Source organism: Roseovarius tolerans, from assembly GCF_900109855.1.
Classification (GTDB): Bacteria; Pseudomonadota; Alphaproteobacteria; order Rhodobacterales; family Rhodobacteraceae; genus Roseovarius; species Roseovarius tolerans.
Map to the genome: position 1 here is coordinate 1 of NZ_FOBO01000013.1, position 17213 is coordinate 17213.

The 17213-nt window shown below is 62.8% G+C and carries 15 protein-coding genes and 2 pseudogenes; 8 read left to right on the top strand and 9 right to left on the bottom strand.

Translation table 11 applies throughout. The annotated features are described in order from the left end of the window. The 4 genes and pseudogenes from BMX04_RS12955 to BMX04_RS12965 form a co-directional block, all read right to left on the bottom strand. Positions 1-226 (bottom strand): annotated as a pseudogene (locus tag BMX04_RS12955) (IS256 family transposase); the annotation flags it as partial. Positions 227-673: 447 nt separating this feature from the next. Further along, a complete protein-coding gene (locus BMX04_RS19095; protein ID WP_139194553.1) occupies positions 674-1147 on the bottom strand; it encodes a hypothetical protein in 474 nt (157 codons plus the stop codon). 191 nt (positions 1148-1338) lie between these two features. Further along, a pseudogene (locus tag BMX04_RS12960) lies at positions 1339-2505 on the bottom strand (Zn-dependent hydrolase); the annotation flags it as partial. Between the two features lie 619 nt (positions 2506-3124). Then, entirely contained in the window at positions 3125-3766 is a 642-nt protein-coding gene (locus BMX04_RS12965; protein WP_074787157.1) for a LuxR family transcriptional regulator, read from the bottom strand. Positions 3767-3993: 227 nt separating this feature from the next. On the opposite strand from BMX04_RS12965, the gene BMX04_RS12970 reads away from it, so the two are divergent. From BMX04_RS12970 to BMX04_RS12990, 5 genes are all read left to right on the top strand, one after another. Then, positions 3994-5199, top strand: a complete 1206-nt coding sequence (locus BMX04_RS12970; RefSeq protein WP_074787158.1) for a pyridoxal-phosphate-dependent aminotransferase family protein — start codon at positions 3994-3996, stop codon at positions 5197-5199. Between the two features lie 12 nt (positions 5200-5211). Next, positions 5212-6153 (top strand): HpcH/HpaI aldolase/citrate lyase family protein, encoded by a 942-nt coding sequence (locus tag BMX04_RS12975; protein WP_074787160.1) that lies wholly within the window; start codon positions 5212-5214, stop codon positions 6151-6153. Between the two features lie 15 nt (positions 6154-6168). Further along, positions 6169-7362: a malate--CoA ligase subunit beta gene (locus BMX04_RS12980; RefSeq protein WP_074787162.1), complete on the top strand. Its 1194-nt coding sequence runs from the start codon at positions 6169-6171 to the stop codon at positions 7360-7362. Further along, positions 7362-8243, top strand: a complete 882-nt coding sequence (sucD, locus tag BMX04_RS12985) for a succinate--CoA ligase subunit alpha (protein ID WP_139194554.1) — start codon at positions 7362-7364, stop codon at positions 8241-8243. The genes BMX04_RS12980 and sucD overlap by 1 nt, the downstream gene beginning before the upstream one ends. Positions 8244-8349: 106 nt before the next feature. Next, positions 8350-9399 carry a zinc-dependent alcohol dehydrogenase family protein gene (locus BMX04_RS12990; protein ID WP_074787164.1) on the top strand — a complete coding sequence of 350 codons (1050 nt, stop codon included), beginning with the start codon at positions 8350-8352 and terminating at the stop codon, positions 9397-9399. A 288-nt stretch (positions 9400-9687) separates the two neighbouring features. Here BMX04_RS12990 and ndk read toward each other — a convergent pair whose 3' ends face one another. After that, the gene (ndk, locus tag BMX04_RS12995) at positions 9688-10110 is read right to left on the bottom strand and encodes a nucleoside-diphosphate kinase (protein WP_050663838.1); all 423 of its coding nucleotides are present in this window, start codon (positions 10108-10110) and stop codon (positions 9688-9690) included. 135 nt (positions 10111-10245) lie between these two features. Here ndk and BMX04_RS13000 point away from each other — a divergent pair, with 135 nt between their 5' ends. Next, on the top strand, positions 10246-12093 hold the full coding sequence (locus tag BMX04_RS13000) for an ABC-F family ATP-binding cassette domain-containing protein (RefSeq protein WP_074787166.1): 1848 nt from the start codon (positions 10246-10248) through the stop codon (positions 12091-12093). 77 nt (positions 12094-12170) lie between these two features. Here BMX04_RS13000 and BMX04_RS13005 read toward each other — a convergent pair whose 3' ends face one another. After that, positions 12171-12491, bottom strand: a complete 321-nt coding sequence (locus BMX04_RS13005) for a hypothetical protein (RefSeq protein ID WP_139194555.1) — start codon at positions 12489-12491, stop codon at positions 12171-12173. 165 nt (positions 12492-12656) lie between these two features. Between BMX04_RS13005 and BMX04_RS13010 the strand changes: the two genes are divergently transcribed. Together BMX04_RS13010 and BMX04_RS13015 are read left to right on the top strand one after the other, a co-directional pair. Beyond that, positions 12657-13283, top strand: coding sequence for a MarC family protein (locus BMX04_RS13010; RefSeq protein ID WP_074787170.1), 627 nt, complete (start codon positions 12657-12659; stop codon positions 13281-13283). A 17-nt stretch (positions 13284-13300) separates the two neighbouring features. Continuing rightward, on the top strand, positions 13301-13879 hold the full coding sequence (locus BMX04_RS13015; RefSeq protein ID WP_074787316.1) for a retropepsin-like aspartic protease family protein: 579 nt from the start codon (positions 13301-13303) through the stop codon (positions 13877-13879). Positions 13880-14145: 266 nt separating this feature from the next. On the opposite strand, the gene rsmA is transcribed toward BMX04_RS13015, so the two are convergent. The 3 genes from rsmA to BMX04_RS13030 are packed head-to-tail and all read right to left on the bottom strand — an operon-like array spanning position 14146 to position 17209. Beyond that, the gene (gene rsmA, locus BMX04_RS13020) at positions 14146-14997 is read right to left on the bottom strand and encodes a 16S rRNA (adenine(1518)-N(6)/adenine(1519)-N(6))-dimethyltransferase RsmA (RefSeq protein WP_074787172.1); all 852 of its coding nucleotides are present in this window, start codon (positions 14995-14997) and stop codon (positions 14146-14148) included. Further along, positions 14994-15965, bottom strand: coding sequence for a 4-hydroxythreonine-4-phosphate dehydrogenase PdxA (pdxA, locus tag BMX04_RS13025; RefSeq protein ID WP_074787174.1), 972 nt, complete (start codon positions 15963-15965; stop codon positions 14994-14996). The genes rsmA and pdxA overlap by 4 nt, the downstream gene beginning before the upstream one ends. After that, positions 15962-17209, bottom strand: a complete 1248-nt coding sequence (locus tag BMX04_RS13030) for a peptidylprolyl isomerase (protein ID WP_175477365.1) — start codon at positions 17207-17209, stop codon at positions 15962-15964. The genes pdxA and BMX04_RS13030 overlap by 4 nt, the downstream gene beginning before the upstream one ends. Between the last annotated feature and the right edge of the window lie 4 nt (positions 17210-17213).

Consider the following 17213-nt stretch of genomic DNA (forward strand, 5'->3'; position numbering starts at 1 on the left):
TGCCAATCCCGGTCATAACCTCGCGCTCCGGCAGAAACCCGTGGCGCACCAAACGCTGGCGGCCCTCGTCGTCCAAAAGGTGCGCGTGACCGCCCATGAATTCGGACACCTCCGCGCGCACCGCAGTAGCCAGAAGTTCCTGCGCACCTGCTCGCAGAAGATCCGTCAGCGGATCAGGTGAAAAATCGCTTGGTTTTGCGAAGTCGATAACTGTATTCTTGGTCATGTGGCATATCCTTTTCTCAATGAGAATTGCGGCGCTTCAACAACGCCATGATATGCCGCCCATTCGGGCCGTCACCAACTTTCGGTTATAACTCTTGCTGTGAGCAAAAACGCTGTAGCGGATAGGTACAACCAAGTCTTAGTCATTATTCAATCTCCCCGAATAACGCGCCTGCATAATTTCGAAATCAACAGGCCTCCACAATGTGAACACATTATAGCCGAGAAGTTACCGCATTTTCGCAAAGAAAGAGGAATCCTGAGCAAACGACCCGAGTTTGCTCGGGATTGGGAAACAATCCAAATTCGAAGAAAGTATAACCCGCTTTTGTGAAACAGTTTACAGCGAATCGGCAGTGTTGATTGCTAAACATTGAGGCAATCTAGTGCAATCTTGTGCCTGTACTGTGAGACACCTTCTCCGCACGTAGTCATGTGATTAATCGCGTCAGCCCGAGACGTCACAAATGTATGCTACTTTTTTTCCATCATTTCCGAACCAAGTCGCCTGACCCGAACTTCTCTCAAGTGCAAATTTCCATCGGTAATCAAGTTTGTTGCCAATACCCTCTCCCGAATGAGCATTAAAATAGGCTCCTCGCTTTCCGACTGACGCCATCACTTTTCCCGCCTCATGATTGTGAGCGGTTTTCCAATCATTGGTCACGCCAATCAGTTCAGCCATATCGTCGTCACTGCCTAACCCCCAACCGCCTTGTGGTGCGCACGCCACCATTTCAGAGGAAAAACTTGCGTGTAGACAATGCAAAGCGACGCCGAATTGCGATGGTCTCCATAGCTCAAGCACAATTATACTGTCGTCCATCCCTCGACAAAGCACCTTCTCGTCGATGTTCTGTCCGCTGGCTAACGCATAGATTGGGGCGGTTGCCAATAATAAGGAAAGGCTCAACTTTTTCATCTGAAACTCCAAGTAAACCCGGCTTTAGCATGACGCCTGAGGATAATATGCCAACACCAAAATACGTTGAGCCAGGTCATTTTTGCGACGATAAATTTGCTTGATAAGAGCTACTGGCGATACATCCAGTTAATTTGGTCAGATGACCGCTCTGGCCCGCTTGGCCGACCTTTATGCACGCCGCAGCGAACGTCGGCATTCACGCGAAGCAACCCATCCTTGCACGGGCACATGATCATGGCCGTCGGGTAGATACCGTTGATGCGGCACGCATCATGCCCCGCCCCCGAGATGACATCCATATGCGCATGCCCGAGGCGGTCTGCCGCATCGCGAATGCGGTCTACGAGCCGTGCATCAAAAGCAGGAGGATCAAAGGCCCCGACGATCTCGGCACTGAACTTGACACCGATGTCGGCACAAAGACCCGGCGCGGTCTCGTTCAGCTCCGTGACCATCGCCTCCAACGTCTCGAGCACATGGCTTCGGAAATCGACGGTGAAGACCACCTTTTCGGGAATGATGTTGCGGCTGTTGGGATAGACATCGATATGGCCGATCGCACCAACTGCGTTCGGTTGATATTGCAGCGCTATTTCATGAACCAGCTCGGTTATCCGCGCGAGGGCGCGCCCCGCATTGCGGCGCATATACATTGGCGTTGATCCGGTATGCTGTCCCTTGCCTGTGACGGTACATTCGATCCAGCGCAGCCCCTGCCCGTGTGTGACCACTCCGATCGGCTTGCCTTCTTCCTCAAGAATTGGGCCCTGCTCGATGTGCAATTCGAAAAACGCATGCATCTCGCGGGCACCTGCGGGTTCGGAGCCTTTCCAGCCGATCCTCTGCAACTCATCGCCAAACCGCTTGCCCGCAGCATCTGTGCGGTCATAGGCCCAATCCTTTTCGAGTACCCCGGCGAAGACACCAGAGGCCATCATCGCCGGTGCAAAGCGCGATCCCTCCTCGTTGGTCCAATTGGTCACGACGATCGGGTGCTTGGTTTGAATGTCCAGATCATTCAGGGTGCGGATGATCTCCAGCCCGGCCAGCACGCCCAGAACACCGTCATACTTGCCGCCTGTCGGCTGCGTATCGAGATGGGACCCGACATAGACCGGGCGCGCATCCGGATCACCGCCCGCCCGGTGCGCAAACATGTTTCCCATGTCATCGACCCCGACGGTACAGCCCGCCTCCTCGCACCATTTCTGAAAAACGGCCCGGGCCTGACCATCCTCGTCGGTCAACGCCTGCCGGTTATTGCCGCCCGCAACACCAGGACCGATTTCGGCCATTTCCATGAGGCTTCGCCAAAGCCGTTCGCCATTGCTTTTCAGGTTTTCACCGCTTGCCATAGTCGCACCATCTCTTCCAGAGTTCTGAATTTGCTGGCTAGCATGCGTAAAAAAGTAAGAAGAACAACGTCAAAATGACCTTGCGGATCAACTCGCCGTCTGACCTCGGCACTATTGGGACAGGTTCACTCCCATGCCGTCACGATGACAGCACCCTGCGCCCCGAACCGTGCCCCCGACCGATTGTCGAGGGCCCGGAGATGGCGGTGGTGGTCGGCTACGGCGGGATCGACTGCGACGAATTCGGTCGCATTATCGTGCGCTTCCAACGGGATCTTGATGGCGCGCATTCGATGCGCTGCCGGGTCAGTCAGACCTGAGCCTCGCGCGGATGGGGCGGTATGGTGGTTTCGCGCGTCGGCATGGAGTTGATCGTCGAGCACCTGCAAGGCGCACCCCGCCACGCCGATCGTAACTGGCTGCGTCTATAACGGCATCAACGCTCCACCCTCCCCGCTCACAGAAGACGCTCGATCTGCAAAATCAAGTGCCATCATGGCGAAGCCTTCAACGAACTCAGGCCCACCGCCCATATCGGCTCCACGAACGCGCCTATCCGCTGCTGCGGGCCGCTCGGCCCGGTTGCGCGAGATGTTGGCAGCCCCGACCCGTCACCGCCTCAGTAGGTGCCCGCCACGTATTTTGCGATCGCGCCACCGCGCGAATTGACGTCGAGTTTCTGATAGATCGCCTTGAGGTAATATTTCACCGTATTCTCCGACAGGCCAAGCCGCGCGGAAATCTGGAAATTCGTCAGCCCGTCGACCAGCAGCCCCAGAATTTCGTGCTCGCGCCGGGTCAGGCTATCGCCCTGCTCGCCCATCAACCGCTTGAGGATCTCCACTGGCAACAGGCTGTGCCCTTCCACGAGGTTCCCCAGAATGCGCGGCAGGCTGGTCAGCACCTGCCCCATCATGCAGACCGCATGCGCCCCCGCCTTCACGGCCGTGCGGATAAACGCGAACTCGCTCTCCTCGGCCACCACCACCACCATCACGCGCGGATGATCGCGGCGCAGCGTCTCCAGAACCCGGCCCAGATCGGCATCTGCAAGCCGCACGCCCAACACCACGATGGCAGGACCGTGGCGCGCCCCCAAAGCTTTTCGCAGGCTGGCCAGATCAGTCGCGAAAGAGCCAAGCCGCACCTGCGCCATCTGTGCCACGAGCGACCCCAATCCCTGACAGACAATCAATTGCCGGTCGGCCACGATCACCTCGGGCACACCCTGTTCCGCGTCCTGAGCGGTCGCTTCCGTCATGTCTCGCACGGTCTCCTCCTCCGTAAGGATCAAGTAAGACCAATGAACACTCTGAAATCAAACAATTTTTCAGCATGCAACCGCATGCCGGGGCTGCCCCACCGGGTAGGGCACCCCTACCCGCAGGGGCACAACGCCCCCCGCATGGCCGCGCTTTCCCATGCGCGCGGGCATTACCGGGCAGACATGCGACAGCAATAAAAGGGGCAACCTGAGAGGAGGACCCCATGAACGGCAACACCCATCTATTCATCCCCGGCCCCACCAATATCCCCGAGGAGGTGCGTCGCGCGATGAACGTACCGATGGAGGACATGCGCGCCCCCGATTTCGGTGATTTCGTATCACCGCTGCTGGCGGATCTGAAAAAGGTGTTCCGCACCGAGACTGGCCGCGTCTTCGTCTTCCCCGGCTCCGGCACCGGCGCGTGGGAGTCCGCGATCACCAATACGCTCAACACCGGCGACCGCGTGCTGATGTCCCGTTTTGGCCAGTTTTCAATGCTTTGGGTCGATATGGCCGAGCGGCTCGGCCTTGATGTGGACGTGATCGACGTCGACTGGGGCAAGGGTGTGCCGGTCGAGGATTATGCCGCCCGCCTCGCCGCCGACAAGGGCCACACGATCAAGGCAGTGTTCGCCACCCATAACGAGACCGCCACAGGTGTCACCTCCAATATCGCCGCTATCCGTGCCGCGCTCGACGCCACCGATCACCCGGCGCTTCTCTTCGTCGATGGCGTCAGTTCCATCGGCTCGATCGAGTTCGAGATGGAGGACTGGGGCGTCGATCTTGCCGTCGCCGGGTCGCAAAAGGGCTTCATGCTTCCTGCCGGGCTTGGCTTGCTCGCAGTGAGCGAAAAGGCTCTCGCCGCCCATGAGCGCGCCAATATGCCGCGCTGCTATTTCAGCTTCGCCGACATGATCCGCCTGAACGACACCGGCTATTTCCCCTACACGCCCCCCACTCAGCTGCTGCGGGGCCTGCGCGTCTCGCTCGACATGCTGCTCGGTGCCGGGATCGAAAGCGTATGGGACCGCCACCACCGCCTCGCCTCGGGCGTGCGTGCTGCCGTCGCCGAATGGCAGGGCTGCCGCCTCGTGGCCGACGGCCCCGAATTGCACTCTGACACCGTGTCCGCGATCTACGCCCCGGACGGCATCGACGCCCGCACGGTGATCGAGACGGCGTATCACAAATACCAGACCTCGCTCGGCTCCGGCCTCGCAAAACTCGCCGGTCGCGCCTTCCGCATTGGCCACCTCGGGTCACTCAATCCGGTGATGCTCTGCGGCGCGCTGTCGGCCGCTGAAATGGCGCTCTGCGACGCAGGCGCGGCCATCACCCCCGGTCAGGGCGTGGCCGCCGCCCAAGAGGCGTTTCGCCAGACCCCCCCCCCGGTGCAGGCCCGCACTGCCATCCGCGCCGCGTAAAAGGATCACACAATGAGCTACACCCTGCACCCGCTGAAAAAGCAACGCCTGCAACGCTCGGAACTCGCCGTGCCCGGCTCCAATCCGACGATGATCGAAAAAGCGGCGGACTCGGATGTCGATTACATCTTCTTCGACCTTGAAGATGCCGTCGCGCCGCCCGACAAGATTCAGGCCCGCGCCAACATCGTTCAGGCCCTCAATGACATCGACTGGAAGGCCAAGGGCAAGACCATCTCGATCCGCATCAACGGGCTCGACACCCATTACATGTATCGCGACGTGGTCGAGATCGTCGAACAGGCGGGCCAGCACCTCGACACCATCCTCGTGCCCAAGGTGGGCGTGCCCTCCGATCTCTATACCGTAGAAACCATGGTCAGCCAGATCGAGGAGGCCATGGGCTTCACCCACCAGATCGGGCTTGAGGCGCTGATCGAGACCGCGCTCGGCATGGCCAATGTCGAGGCGATCGCTGCCGCCCCAAGTCGGCTTGAGGCGCTGCATTTCGGGGTGGCCGATTACGCCGCCTCGAACCGGGCGCGCACCGTGGTGATCGGCGGGCTCAACCCCGACTACCCCGGCGATCAGTGGCATTTTGCGCTGTCGCGCATGACCGTCGCCTGCCGCGCCTATGGGCTGCGCGCCATCGACGGTCCGTTCGGCGATTTCAGCGACCCCGAGGGCTACACGCTCAGCGCCAAACGCGCCGCCACCCTCGGGATCGAAGGCAAATGGGCCATCCATCCCAGCCAGATCGCACTGGCCAACGATGTCTTCTCACCCCCCGACGCCGAGGTGACCCGCGCCCGCCGCATCCTTGAGGAGCTCAAGAAGGCAGCCGCCGAAGGAAAGGGGGCCGCCAGCCTCGACGGCAAGATGATCGACGCGGCGAGCGAACGGATGGCCAACAACGTGCTCAGCGTCGCCGACGCCATAGCCGCCAAGGGATAAAGGGAGGAACATCTAATGGATATCCATGAATTTCAGGCCAAGGACATGCTCAAGCGTTTCGGCGTGCAGGTGCCGCGCGGCGGCATCGCCTACAGCCCCGAACAGGCGGTCTATCGCGCCTCGGAACTGTCGGGCGACAAATGGGTGGTCAAGGCGCAGATCCACTCCGGAGCGCGCGGCAAGGCGGGCGGCGTCAAGATCTGCAAATCCGAAAAAGAGATCAGCGAGGCCGCAAGCTGGATGCTGGGCCGGATGCTGGTCACCCATCAGACCGGACCCCAAGGCAAGATGGTCAGCCGCCTCTATGTCGAAGAGGCCACGGACATCGCGCAGGAAATCTATCTCGGCTTCGTGATGGACCGCAAGGAAGAGCGCGTCGTCGTTGTCGCGTCCGGTCAGGGCGGCATGGAGATCGAGGAAATTTCCTCGCAGGAACCGGAGTCGATCATCCGGTCCGTGGTCGATCCGGCGGTCGGCATGCAGAGCTTTCAGGCCCGCGAGATCGCCTTTTCCCTCGGCCTCGACGCGGCCCTCATCCCGCAGGCGGTCAAGACCATCATCGGCTGCTACAAGATGATGGAGGAAACCGACGCCAACATGGTCGAGATCAACCCTCTCGTCGTCACCGGCTCGGGTGAGATCATGGCGCTTGATGCCAAGGTCAGCTTTGACGACAACGCCCTTTTCCGTCGCCCCGAAATCTCGGAACTGCGCGACAAGAGCCAGGAAGACCCGCGCGAGACCTTCGCCAGCGATCGCGGCCTCAGCTATATCGGGCTCGAGGGCGAGATCGGCTGCATCGTCAACGGCGCGGGGCTCGCCATGGCCACGCTCGACATGATCAAGATGGCGGGCGGCGAACCTGCAAACTTTCTCGACGTGGGCGGCGGGGCCAGCCCCGAACGCGTGCTGATGTCGTTTCAGGCGGTTCTCAACGACCCCAATGTAGAGGCGATCCTCGTCAACATCTTCGCCGGGATCAACCGATGCGACTGGATCGCCGAAGGCGTCATCCGCGCGGTCAAGGAACTGGAACTGACCATGCCGCTCGTGGTGCGCCTCTCGGGCACCAATGTCGAAGAGGGCAAGCGCCTGATCGCCGAAAGCGGCCTGCCGATCCACACTGCCGAAACACTCGCCGACGCCGCCGATCTGGTGGTGCGCGCCTGGTCCGACACCAAACCCAACTCCGCGAAAGGAGCCGCATGATGGCCATTCTCATAGATCAGAGCAGCCGCGTCCTTGTCACCGGCCTGACGGGCCGCATCGGCAGCTTTCACGCCGAGGACATGATCAAGCACGGCACCAACGTCGTGGGCGGCGTCACCCCCGGTAAGGGCGGTACCAAGCATAACGGCCTGCCCGTCTTCAACACGGTCAAAGGAGCCGTGGCCGAAACCGAGGCCGACCTCGTGATCTGTTTCGTGCCGCCCCCCTTTGCCGCCGACAGCATCATGGAGGCAGCGGATGCCGGCATCACCACCTGCGTCTGCATCGCCGACGGCATCCCCGCGCGCGACATGATCAAAGTGAAACGCTACATGCGCCGCTACAAGGCCGAGCGCCGAATGCGCCTCATCGGCCCCAACTGCGCCGGGATCATCACCCCCGGCCAGGCATTCGCCGGTCTGATGCCGCCGCATATCTACGCACCGGGCCGCGTCGGCATCGTCGGGCGCTCCGGAACCCTCGGCTATGAGGCCGCAAGCCAGATGAAGGATCGCGGCATCGGCGTGTCGACCTCTGTGGGCATCGGCGGCGACCCGATCAACGGCTCGTCTTTCCGCGATATTCTCGAGCTTTTCGAGAATGATCCCGATACCGACGCCGTTGTCATGGTCGGCGAAATCGGCGGCCCACAGGAGGCCGAGGCCGCCGCCTATATCCGCGACCACATGACCAAGCCGGTCGCCGCCTATATCGCCGGTCTCTCGGCCCCCAAGGGGCGGCGCATGGGCCATGCCGGGGCCATCGTCTCGGCCTTCGGCGAATCGGCGCAGGAAAAGGTCGAGATCCTGTCTGAGGCCGGCGTCACCATCGTGCCGACACCCTCGTCCTTCGGCGAGGTGGTCGAGCGCATGGTCGCCTGATCCATCGAAAACCGGGGCTGTTCGCACCTTGCGGCGGCCCCGATCCGGCCTTGCCGCCACGCGCACCCCATCCTAGGCTCCGGCAAACTCCAGCCAAAGGTGCCCGATGCGCGCAGCCCTCCTCTCCCGCTACAACACGCCCACCGACATCACCGACGTCCCCGACCCCGCCTGTCCCCGCGACGGCGCGGTCATTGCCGTGCGCGCCTGCGGCGTCTGCCGCTCGGATCATCACGCGTGGAAAGGGGCCGATCCGGATGTCGAGCTGCCGCATGTGATGGGCCATGAGTTCGCGGGCGACGTCCTTGAAACCGGACCGGAATGTCATGCCTTCACCGTGGGCGAGCGGGTCACCGCCCCGTTCATCCTCGGCTGCGGCACCTGCCCCGATTGCCGAGGCGGAGAGCCCACCATCTGCGACCACCAACAGGTGATCGGCTTCAGCCAGTGGGGGGCCTTCGCCGAGCGCGTCGCCATCCCGCGCGCCGATTTCAATCTCGTGCGCCTGCCCGACGCCATGGAGTACGCCGCCGCCGCCGGCATGGGCTGTCGCGTCACCACCTCGTTCCGCGCCGTGGTTGACCGCGCAAAAACCCAACCAGGTGAATGGCTTGTCGTGCACGGATGTGGCGGCGTCGGCCTCTCGGCGATCATGATCGGGGCTGCCATCGGCGCGCAGGTTCTGGCCGTCGACGTCAATGACGAGGCGCTGACCCTCGCCCGCAGCCTCGGCGCCAACGCCGCCCTGAATGCGAGCGACGTGCCGGACGTGGGTGCGGCCGTGCGAGACGTGACAGGCGGCGGCGCGCATGTCTCGCTCGACGCGCTCGGGATCACCGCGACCTTCCACAACTCTCTGAAAAGCCTGCGAAAGATGGGGCGTCACGTCCAGATCGGCATGCCCCTCGGTCCCCACGCTACGCCCGACCTGCCGCTGCTCGATCTGGTCTATTCACGGCAGATCACCCTGCACGGCACCCGCGGCATCGGTGCGGACCGCTTCGCCGCCCTCTTCGATATGATCGCCGCAGGCAGGCTCGACCCCGCGCGCCTCGTGACCCATCGCATCGGGCTTTCCGGCCTCAACACGGCTCTTGCCGCGATGGACGGCTATACCGGCGCGGGCGTCACGGTGGTGGACGACATGACCGGCTAAGCCGCCTTGATTTCGCCACAATTCCGCCACGCCCATGCCCATTAACCCTGGTTTCCTGAAAGGATTATCCAAGGCAGGGGCCGGTCCCGCCGGTGGCCCTGTCCCATAAAAAGGAGCAGGCAGATGCCACAGGCAACATCCCCGAAGAGCGGCGCAAAAACCGCCCCGTACCCCCGGCCACCGCGTCAGGACCCGAAACCGATCTTTTGCGACTTCGCAAGCATATAGACACGGAAAAGGCCGCGATCCCATAAGGATGCGGCCTTTTCTTAAAGTATCGACCGAGGTTTAGCCGACCAGTTCGAGCCCCGAGAAGTAATAGGCGATCTCGGCTGCCGCTGTCTCCGGCGCATCCGAGCCGTGGACCGAGTTTTCACCAACCGATTCCGCAAATTCCGCGCGGATCGTGCCCGGTGCCGCATCCGCAGGGTTGGTCGCGCCCATCACTTCGCGGTTCTTGGCAATCGCGCCTTCTCCCTCGAGAACCTGCACCACGACCGGTCCAGACGCCATGAAATCGCACAGCTCGCCATAGAACGGGCGCTCCTTGTGGACCTCGTAAAAGACACCTGCCTGCGCCGGGGTCAGCTGAATGCGCTTTTGCGCGATGATGCGCAGACCGGCATCCTCGAACTTGGCATTGATCTTGCCGGTCAAGTTGCGCTTGGTCGCGTCGGGTTTGATGATGCTCAGCGTGCGTTCAACAGCCATTTCAGCCTCTTTTCAATTAAAATCACCGGTCCGGCCCCTTGCCCGACCTTGTTCGATCGCGGCTCCGATAGCATGAGGGGCACAGCTTGAAAAGCCGCGATTGACGGCGACGCGCGCTTGCGGCATGCGGGGGGCATGTTGCGCATTGATGATATCACCTATTCGGTTGCAGGCCGTACCCTGATCGAGCAAGCCTCGGCCACCATCCCCGAGGGCCACAAGGTCGGCATTGTCGGGCGGAACGGCACCGGCAAGACCACGCTCTTTCGCCTCATCCGGGGTGAATTGGCACTCGAAGGCGGGAGCATCACCCTGCCACCCCGCGCCCGCATCGGCGGTGTCGCGCAAGAGGTGCCCGGCAACGATGTCTCGCTGCTGCAAACCGTATTGAGCTATGACACGGAACGCACTGAACTCATGGCAGAATCCGACCATTCCAGTGATGGCACACGGATCGCCGAGATTCAGACGCGGCTCGCCGATATCGACGCGTGGAGCGCCGAGGCGCGCGCCGCGAGCATCCTAAAGGGCTTGGGCTTCGACGACGACCAACAGCTGATGCCCTGCTCCGCCTTTTCGGGCGGCTGGCGGATGCGCGTGGCGCTCGCCGGTGTGCTCTTCTCTACGCCCGACCTCCTGCTGCTCGACGAGCCGACCAACTATCTCGACCTCGAAGGCGCACTCTGGCTGGAAACCTACCTCGCGCGCTATCCCCATACGGTGCTGATCATCAGCCATGATCGTGGCCTGCTCAACCGCGCCGTGGGATCGATCCTGCACCTCGAGGCCAAGAAACTCACGCTTTATCAAGGCGGTTACGAGACATTTGCGGAAACACGTGCCGCCCGTCTCGCCGTCGCCGCCTCCGAGGCCAAGAAGCAGGATGCGCGGCGCGCCCATCTCCAGAGCTTTGTCGATCGCTTCCGCGCCAAGGCGAGCAAGGCCGTGCAGGCGCAATCGCGCCTCAAGATGATCGCCAAGCTCAAACCGATCACGACGCCGCAAGAAGCTGCACTCAAACGCTTTACCTTCCCCAAGCCCGAAGAACTCTCGCCACCTATCCTGCGGATCGAGAGCGGTTCGGTCGGTTATGATGGTGTCCCGGTTCTGCGCCGGCTCAACCTGAGGATCGACCAGGACGACCGGATCGCGCTCCTGGGGCGAAACGGCGAGGGCAAATCTACTCTTTCCAAGCTATTGTCGGACAAACTTCAACTGATAGAGGGGCAAGTTCACAAAGCCTCCAAGCTGCGCGTCGGCTATTTCGCGCAGCATCAGGTGGACGAGTTGCACATCGACGAAACCCCCATCGACCATATCCGCCGCCTGCGCCCCACCGAAACACCCGCCCGCCTGCGCGCGCGGCTTGGCGGCTTCGGCATCGGCGCCGAGCAGGCGGAGACAACGGTCGGTCAGCTTTCGGGCGGCCAAAAGGCGCGGCTCAGCCTCATGCTCGCCACGCTCGACGCGCCGCATATGCTGATCCTGGACGAACCCACCAACCACCTCGACATAGAAAGCCGCGAGGCGCTGGTGGAGGCGCTAACCGCCTATTCTGGCGCAATAATTCTGGTCAGTCATGACATGCATCTGCTCAGCCTCGTGGCGGACCGGCTTTGGCTGGTGAACAAGGGCGAGGTGCGCCCTTATGAGGGTGACCTTGACAGCTATCGGGCCATGCTGCTCACGGGTACGGATAGCGCAAAACCCGCTCCCAAACCCAAGATCGAAAAGCCCAAACGCCCCTCGCGCGACGCCGTCTTGAGACTGCGGCAGGAGGTGAAGAAGTGCGAGCAACGCGTTGAAAAACTGACGGAAATGGAAGGCCGGGTGGCCAAGAAACTGGCCGATCCCGCAATCTATGACGACGTGCACGGCGTGACCGAATGGCAAAAGAAATATGCCGAGATTGAGGATGGTCTGGCCTTGGCCGAGCGGCTCTGGATGGAGGCGCTCGAGCGTCTCGAAGAGGCCGAGCGCTAAAAGCCGCCTCGTCTCGGGCGCAGGTTCCGTTTCAAACACATGCCTCGCGTATGTTGGCCCCTTCTCCGTGGCCGGGGTCAATCCTCCCTCGGTGGGCTCTGAATCATGTAGATCACCCAGAAGAAAACACCCGCCAAAAGACCCAACACGCCCCATACGGCACCGTTGGCAACGGCAAAGCGAACGGTTTCACCAAATGTGACACCACCGTCGAACAAGTTGATCAGGATGTAGATCAACGGAACGGCAAAGAGGCCAAAGCCAGCGCCACCGGCGGCCCCGAAGAGCGCCCAAGTCATGTAGGAATTTGCGTTCATGTGCACGTCCTGCCTGTGGATTTCATCTTTCAATCGCCTCTTTTCACGAGCATCAGCGTCGTTGCCGCCGTCTCCCGTCATGGCAAGACAAGCTGCCACCCGCAGCGGGCGTCAGGATGCGCGCCCTGCCTTGGCGACACATAGCGACCATCGGGTAGAAGTCAGTAGATCGGGGAAACTTTTTTCGCGTGTATAACCACATTGCGCGCCATGGTGCACCGCGCAAAACCGCGATAGGCTGCTGCCATGGATACCGCATTCCTGATCACCGCCTTCGTCACGCTCTTCGTGATCATCGACCCGATCGGCATGACGCCGCTCTTCGTGGCGCTGACGCAGGGCATGGGCAACGCCCGCCGCCGCGCCATCGCGATCCGCGCCTGCATCACCTCGGCGCTGCTACTCATTGTCTTTGCGGCCTTCGGCGAGGCGGTGCTGGGCTTCATCGGCATTTCCATGCCCGCCTTTCGCATCGCCGGGGGGATGCTGCTGTTCCTCACCGCGCTCGACATGCTGTTCGAACGGCGCGGGCAGCGGCGCAAGGGTCAGGCCGATGCCGCCGAAGAGGATGAGGGCGACGATCCGTCGATCTTTCCGCTGGCCATTCCGCTCATCGCCGGGCCCGGCTCCATCGCCTCGGTGATCCTTCTTGCGGGACAGAAACCGGGGGTCGAGGGGCTGGCCATGGTGATCGGTGTGATGCTGTCGGTGGTGGCGCTGGTCTTCGTCATGTTCCTGATGGGCAGCCTGCTGGAACGCGCGCTTGGCAAGGTCGGGATCAACGTGGTCACGCGGCTTCTCGGCATGCTTCTGGCGGCCCTCGCGGTACAATTCGTGCTCGACGGGTTGCGCGGCTTTGGTCTGACGGGTTGAGCGCCTATATCGGGATCATGCAACAGATCGATTTCGCACATCTGACCTATCTGGTGATCCTCGGCTCGGTGCTGGTGCTGTGGTTCGTGGTGCAAAACCGCGATTCCATTGGCAAGCTGATGCAGCAGGCGCTGATCTGGGTGTTGATTTTTGTCGGGGCCATCGCGGTGGTCGGGCTTTGGGACGACATCCGCCAGACCGTGCGCCCGATGCAGAGCGTGGTGTCAGAGGACCGCATCGAACTGCCGCGCGCACAAGACGGGCATTACTACCTGACGGCGCAGGTGAACGGCGAGCCGATCCGATTTGTCGTCGATACCGGCGCGAGCCAGATCGTGCTGGGCCAGAGCGATGCGGAGCGGATCGGCATCGACACCGGGCGCCTTGCCTATCTGGGGCGGGCCTATACGGCCAACGGAGAAGTGCGCACCGCACCGGTGCGACTGAAGACCGTCGAGGTGGGCCCGGTGCGGCACGAGGATGTGCGTGCGGTGGTGAACGAAGGCGAGATGAGCGGCTCGCTTTTGGGGATGAGCTACTTGCAGCGGTTTTCCAGCATCGAGATCACCGGGGGCAAACTCGTACTGACGCGGTAAGAGTGTCGGCGAGGGTCGAAGAATAATTAGCCTGAAGCGGTCATTGAACGATCCTTAGAAGGTGCCACGTTATCGCAGGGCCGGGGACTGGCGATGCAACGCTCGTGGCCGGTGCGTTATGCCAGCCAAGTCATTGTAACTCCGACACGTTGCGCACCCTATCAAATCGCCAGGCCGCGGGACGGCCCGGCGATCGCGCGGCACCTTCGGTGCGTTTCGCGCGGGCAAGCTTCAAGGGTCCGCTCAAAGCCAAAAGCCCCCCACCCTCACGCCTCGGACCCGCCCGGCATACGCCGGGCAAGGGCGCAGAACCGTTCGAGGTCGACCGTCTCGGCGCGGTCGGTGGGTTGGATACCAGCAGCCAGCAACCGATCCTCTATATCCGGTGCGGCACCCTTGAGCGCCGCACGCAGCATCTTGCGCCGTTGGTTGAAGGCGCGCGCAACGACCTGTTCGAGGATCTTCGGATCCGCCGGATAGCGCGGCTCAGCCAAGGCCGTCAGATGCACCACCGCGCTCGACACCTTGGGCGGCGGGGTGAAGGCCCCGGGCGGCAAATGCATCACGATGCGCGGCGTCGCGCGCCACCCGGCCAGCAGGGCCAGCCGCCCGTAGGCTTTCGATCCGGGCACCGCCACGATCCGCTCGGCCACCTCGCGCTGGAACATCAGCGTCAGCGATTGCCAGAACGGCGGCCAGTCGCGCGGCGTAAGCCAGCGGATCAGCAACTCGGTGCCGACATTGTAAGGCAGGTTCGCCACCACCCGGATCGGCGGCGTCAGGTGTGCCAGCGGGTCGATGTCGAGCGCATCGCCGTTGATCACCTCCAGACGCCCCTCTGCGACCTCGGCGATCTCGTTCAGCGCGGGCAGGCACCGCGCGTCCTTCTCGATGGCGAGCACCCGGCGGGCACCTTCCAGCAACAGGCCCCGAGTGAGCCCACCGGGGCCGGGCCCGATTTCGAGCACATCGCAGCCCGAAAGATCGCCTGCCTGACGCGCGATCTTGGAGGTCAGGTTCAGATCCAGCAAAAAATTCTGCCCCAGAGACTTGCGCGCCGACAGGCCATGCGCCGCGATCACGCGCGCCAGCGGCGGCAGGCTGTCGAGTCCACTCATCCGTGACGTGCCCGGCCCATGGCCTGCGCCATGCGCAGCGCTTCGATGAGCGAGGTCGGATTGGCCATCCCCTGCCCCGAAATGTCGAGTGCCGTGCCGTGATCCGGCGAGGTGCGGATGAAGGGCAGCCCGAGCGTGACATTCACGCCCCGGTCGAAATCGAGCGTCTTGATCGGAATGAGCGCCTGATCGTGATACATGGCGATGGCCGCATCATAGCCCGAACGCGCCGCCGCATGGAACATCGTGTCGCCCGACAGCGGCCCGCGCAGATCGAACCCCTCGCCGCGCAACCGCTCCAGCACAGGGGCGATCATCTCGATCTCCTCCCGCCCCATGCGCCCGCCCTCGCCCGCATGCGGGTTCAGCCCGGCCACCGCGAGTCGCGGCGCGGTCAAACCGAAATCACGGATCAGGGCAGCATGGGTGATGCGGATCGTCTGCTCCAGCAGGTCGGCGGTCAGGACCTGCGGCACGTCATTGAGCGGGATGTGGATGGTGGCGGGCACGACGCGCAGCTGATCCGAGGCGAGCATCATCACCACGCGCCCGACCCCTGCCAGATGCGCGAGGTATTCGGTGTGGCCGGGAAAAGCGAACCCCGCCCCCTCCTGCAAGGCCTGCTTGTGAATGGGCGCGGTGCAAAGCGCAAGCGCCTCGCCCGCCTGCACCAGACCGACGCCGCGCGCGATCACGTCGATCACGGCTTGGGCCTGCGCGGGGTTCGGCGTGCCGGGGCTACGCACCCCGTCAAAGGCATGGCGCAGCACAGGCAGGGCCTGAGCGCAGGCCGCCCGCGCCTCGGCGGGGTGGTCGATCACCACATGCGGCGTCTCTGCGGGCAGATGCGCAGGATCACCGATCAGGAAAAACGGCAAATCTCCGCGCAACGCGCCCCATGCAGCCGCAGCAATTTCAGGGCCGATGCCGGACGGCTCGCCACAGGTCAGCGCGACCGGGGCGCTCACTGCTCGACGATCCGCGCCTCGGCGCGCAGTTGCTCCAGAAAGCCGTTGGCAAAAGACTCGATCCGCTGGTTGCGGATGAAGTTCGACAGATCCTCGACCGTGGGCTGCTCACCATCCAGCTTGGGCGTGCGACCACAAAGCATCAGAAAGACTAGCGTCTGCCCATTGGAGCGCGTGACATTGGCTGAACTTTCGCCGGGATCGAGCCGCGCCAGTTCCGAGGCGATGTCGGCGGGAATCTCTTCGGGGGCCTTTGCGCCGCGTTCCAGGACCTCGGGCGGCTGGCCTTGGGCCACACCGTAGAGGTCATCGCATGTATCGACCTCGGCGCGCACACGGGCCGCGCGTTGCAACGCCTCTTCGCTGCGCCCGCCCGGGATGTAGTAGGCGGCGTATTCAATGGCCGAGAACTCTCGGGGCGACACGGATGTCTCTTCGATGTCGCGCATGAAGAACAGCGCGAGCGCGCCTTCGATGGGCAGCGGGTCGGAGACTTCTCCGGGGGCAAGCCCAAGCACGATCCGGCGAAGGGCCGGTGGCAGATCCGAAACCTGTGTCCAGTTCATCCGCCCGCCGCGCCCCGCAGAGCCTGCGGCGGAATGCTGCCGGGCGAAGGCCGCGAACGCGCCCTCGGTATCCGCAGTGGCGATGCGCGCAGCAAGACTTTGCTGCGCCTCGGCCTGTTCGATGCTGCTGATCGGCAGAATGATCTCGGACAGCAGCACCCGCACCGAAGAACCACCGGTCAGCGTCCGCGTCGCGCGCTCCAGATCGTCCTCGCTGACAGAGACCCGCGAGGCAAAGCGTGCGCGAGTGAACTCCCGCCAGGTGATGCCCGCGCGCACGAACTCGCGAAACGATTCCTCGGAGACCCCCGATTGCCCGAGGGCGGCGATCATTTGCTCGGCATCCATGTTGGCGCGCGTTGCGAATTCCGCCATGCCGGTGCGCACCGCGTCGTCGTCGAGGGTGAGCCCTGCCCCGGTGGCGGCGTCGAGCTTGATCCGTTCCTCGATCAGTTGCTCACGGGCCAGTTGCTGCGGATCGCCGGGCGCGCGAAACAGGGTCAGCATGCGTGCGCGCTGCTGGATCTCGTAGCGGGTAATCGCCTGATCATTGACGAAGATGACCGGCGCGAACAGGTTTTGCGCCAGAGCCGGGCCCGATGGCAGCGCCCCGCCCATCAGGGCCGCGAGAAGAAGAGAGGCCACGAGGGCCGGTATGCGGCGAAGGCTGGGTGTCATTCTG

Coding starts and splice junctions, on each gene's coding strand:
- BMX04_RS13005 (WP_139194555.1), bottom strand. CDS start 12,491: ATGACGGGAGACGGCGGCAACGACGCTGATGCTCGTGAAAAGAGGCGA.
- BMX04_RS13010 (WP_074787170.1), top strand. CDS start 12,657: ATGGATACCGCATTCCTGATCACCGCCTTCGTCACGCTCTTCGTGATC.
- BMX04_RS13000 (WP_074787166.1), top strand. CDS start 10,246: ATGTTGCGCATTGATGATATCACCTATTCGGTTGCAGGCCGTACCCTG.
- rsmA (WP_074787172.1), bottom strand. CDS start 14,997: ATGAGTGGACTCGACAGCCTGCCGCCGCTGGCGCGCGTGATCGCGGCG.
- BMX04_RS12975 (WP_074787160.1), top strand. CDS start 5,212: ATGAGCTACACCCTGCACCCGCTGAAAAAGCAACGCCTGCAACGCTCG.
- BMX04_RS13015 (WP_074787316.1), top strand. CDS start 13,301: ATGCAACAGATCGATTTCGCACATCTGACCTATCTGGTGATCCTCGGC.
- BMX04_RS12990 (WP_074787164.1), top strand. CDS start 8,350: ATGCGCGCAGCCCTCCTCTCCCGCTACAACACGCCCACCGACATCACC.
- ndk (WP_050663838.1), bottom strand. CDS start 10,110: ATGGCTGTTGAACGCACGCTGAGCATCATCAAACCCGACGCGACCAAG.
- BMX04_RS12970 (WP_074787158.1), top strand. CDS start 3,994: ATGAACGGCAACACCCATCTATTCATCCCCGGCCCCACCAATATCCCC.
- sucD (WP_139194554.1), top strand. CDS start 7,362: ATGGCCATTCTCATAGATCAGAGCAGCCGCGTCCTTGTCACCGGCCTG.
- BMX04_RS12980 (WP_074787162.1), top strand. CDS start 6,169: ATGGATATCCATGAATTTCAGGCCAAGGACATGCTCAAGCGTTTCGGC.
- BMX04_RS13030 (WP_175477365.1), bottom strand. CDS start 17,209: ATGACACCCAGCCTTCGCCGCATACCGGCCCTCGTGGCCTCTCTTCTT.
- BMX04_RS12965 (WP_074787157.1), bottom strand. CDS start 3,766: ATGACGGAAGCGACCGCTCAGGACGCGGAACAGGGTGTGCCCGAGGTG.
- BMX04_RS19095 (WP_139194553.1), bottom strand. CDS start 1,147: ATGAAAAAGTTGAGCCTTTCCTTATTATTGGCAACCGCCCCAATCTAT.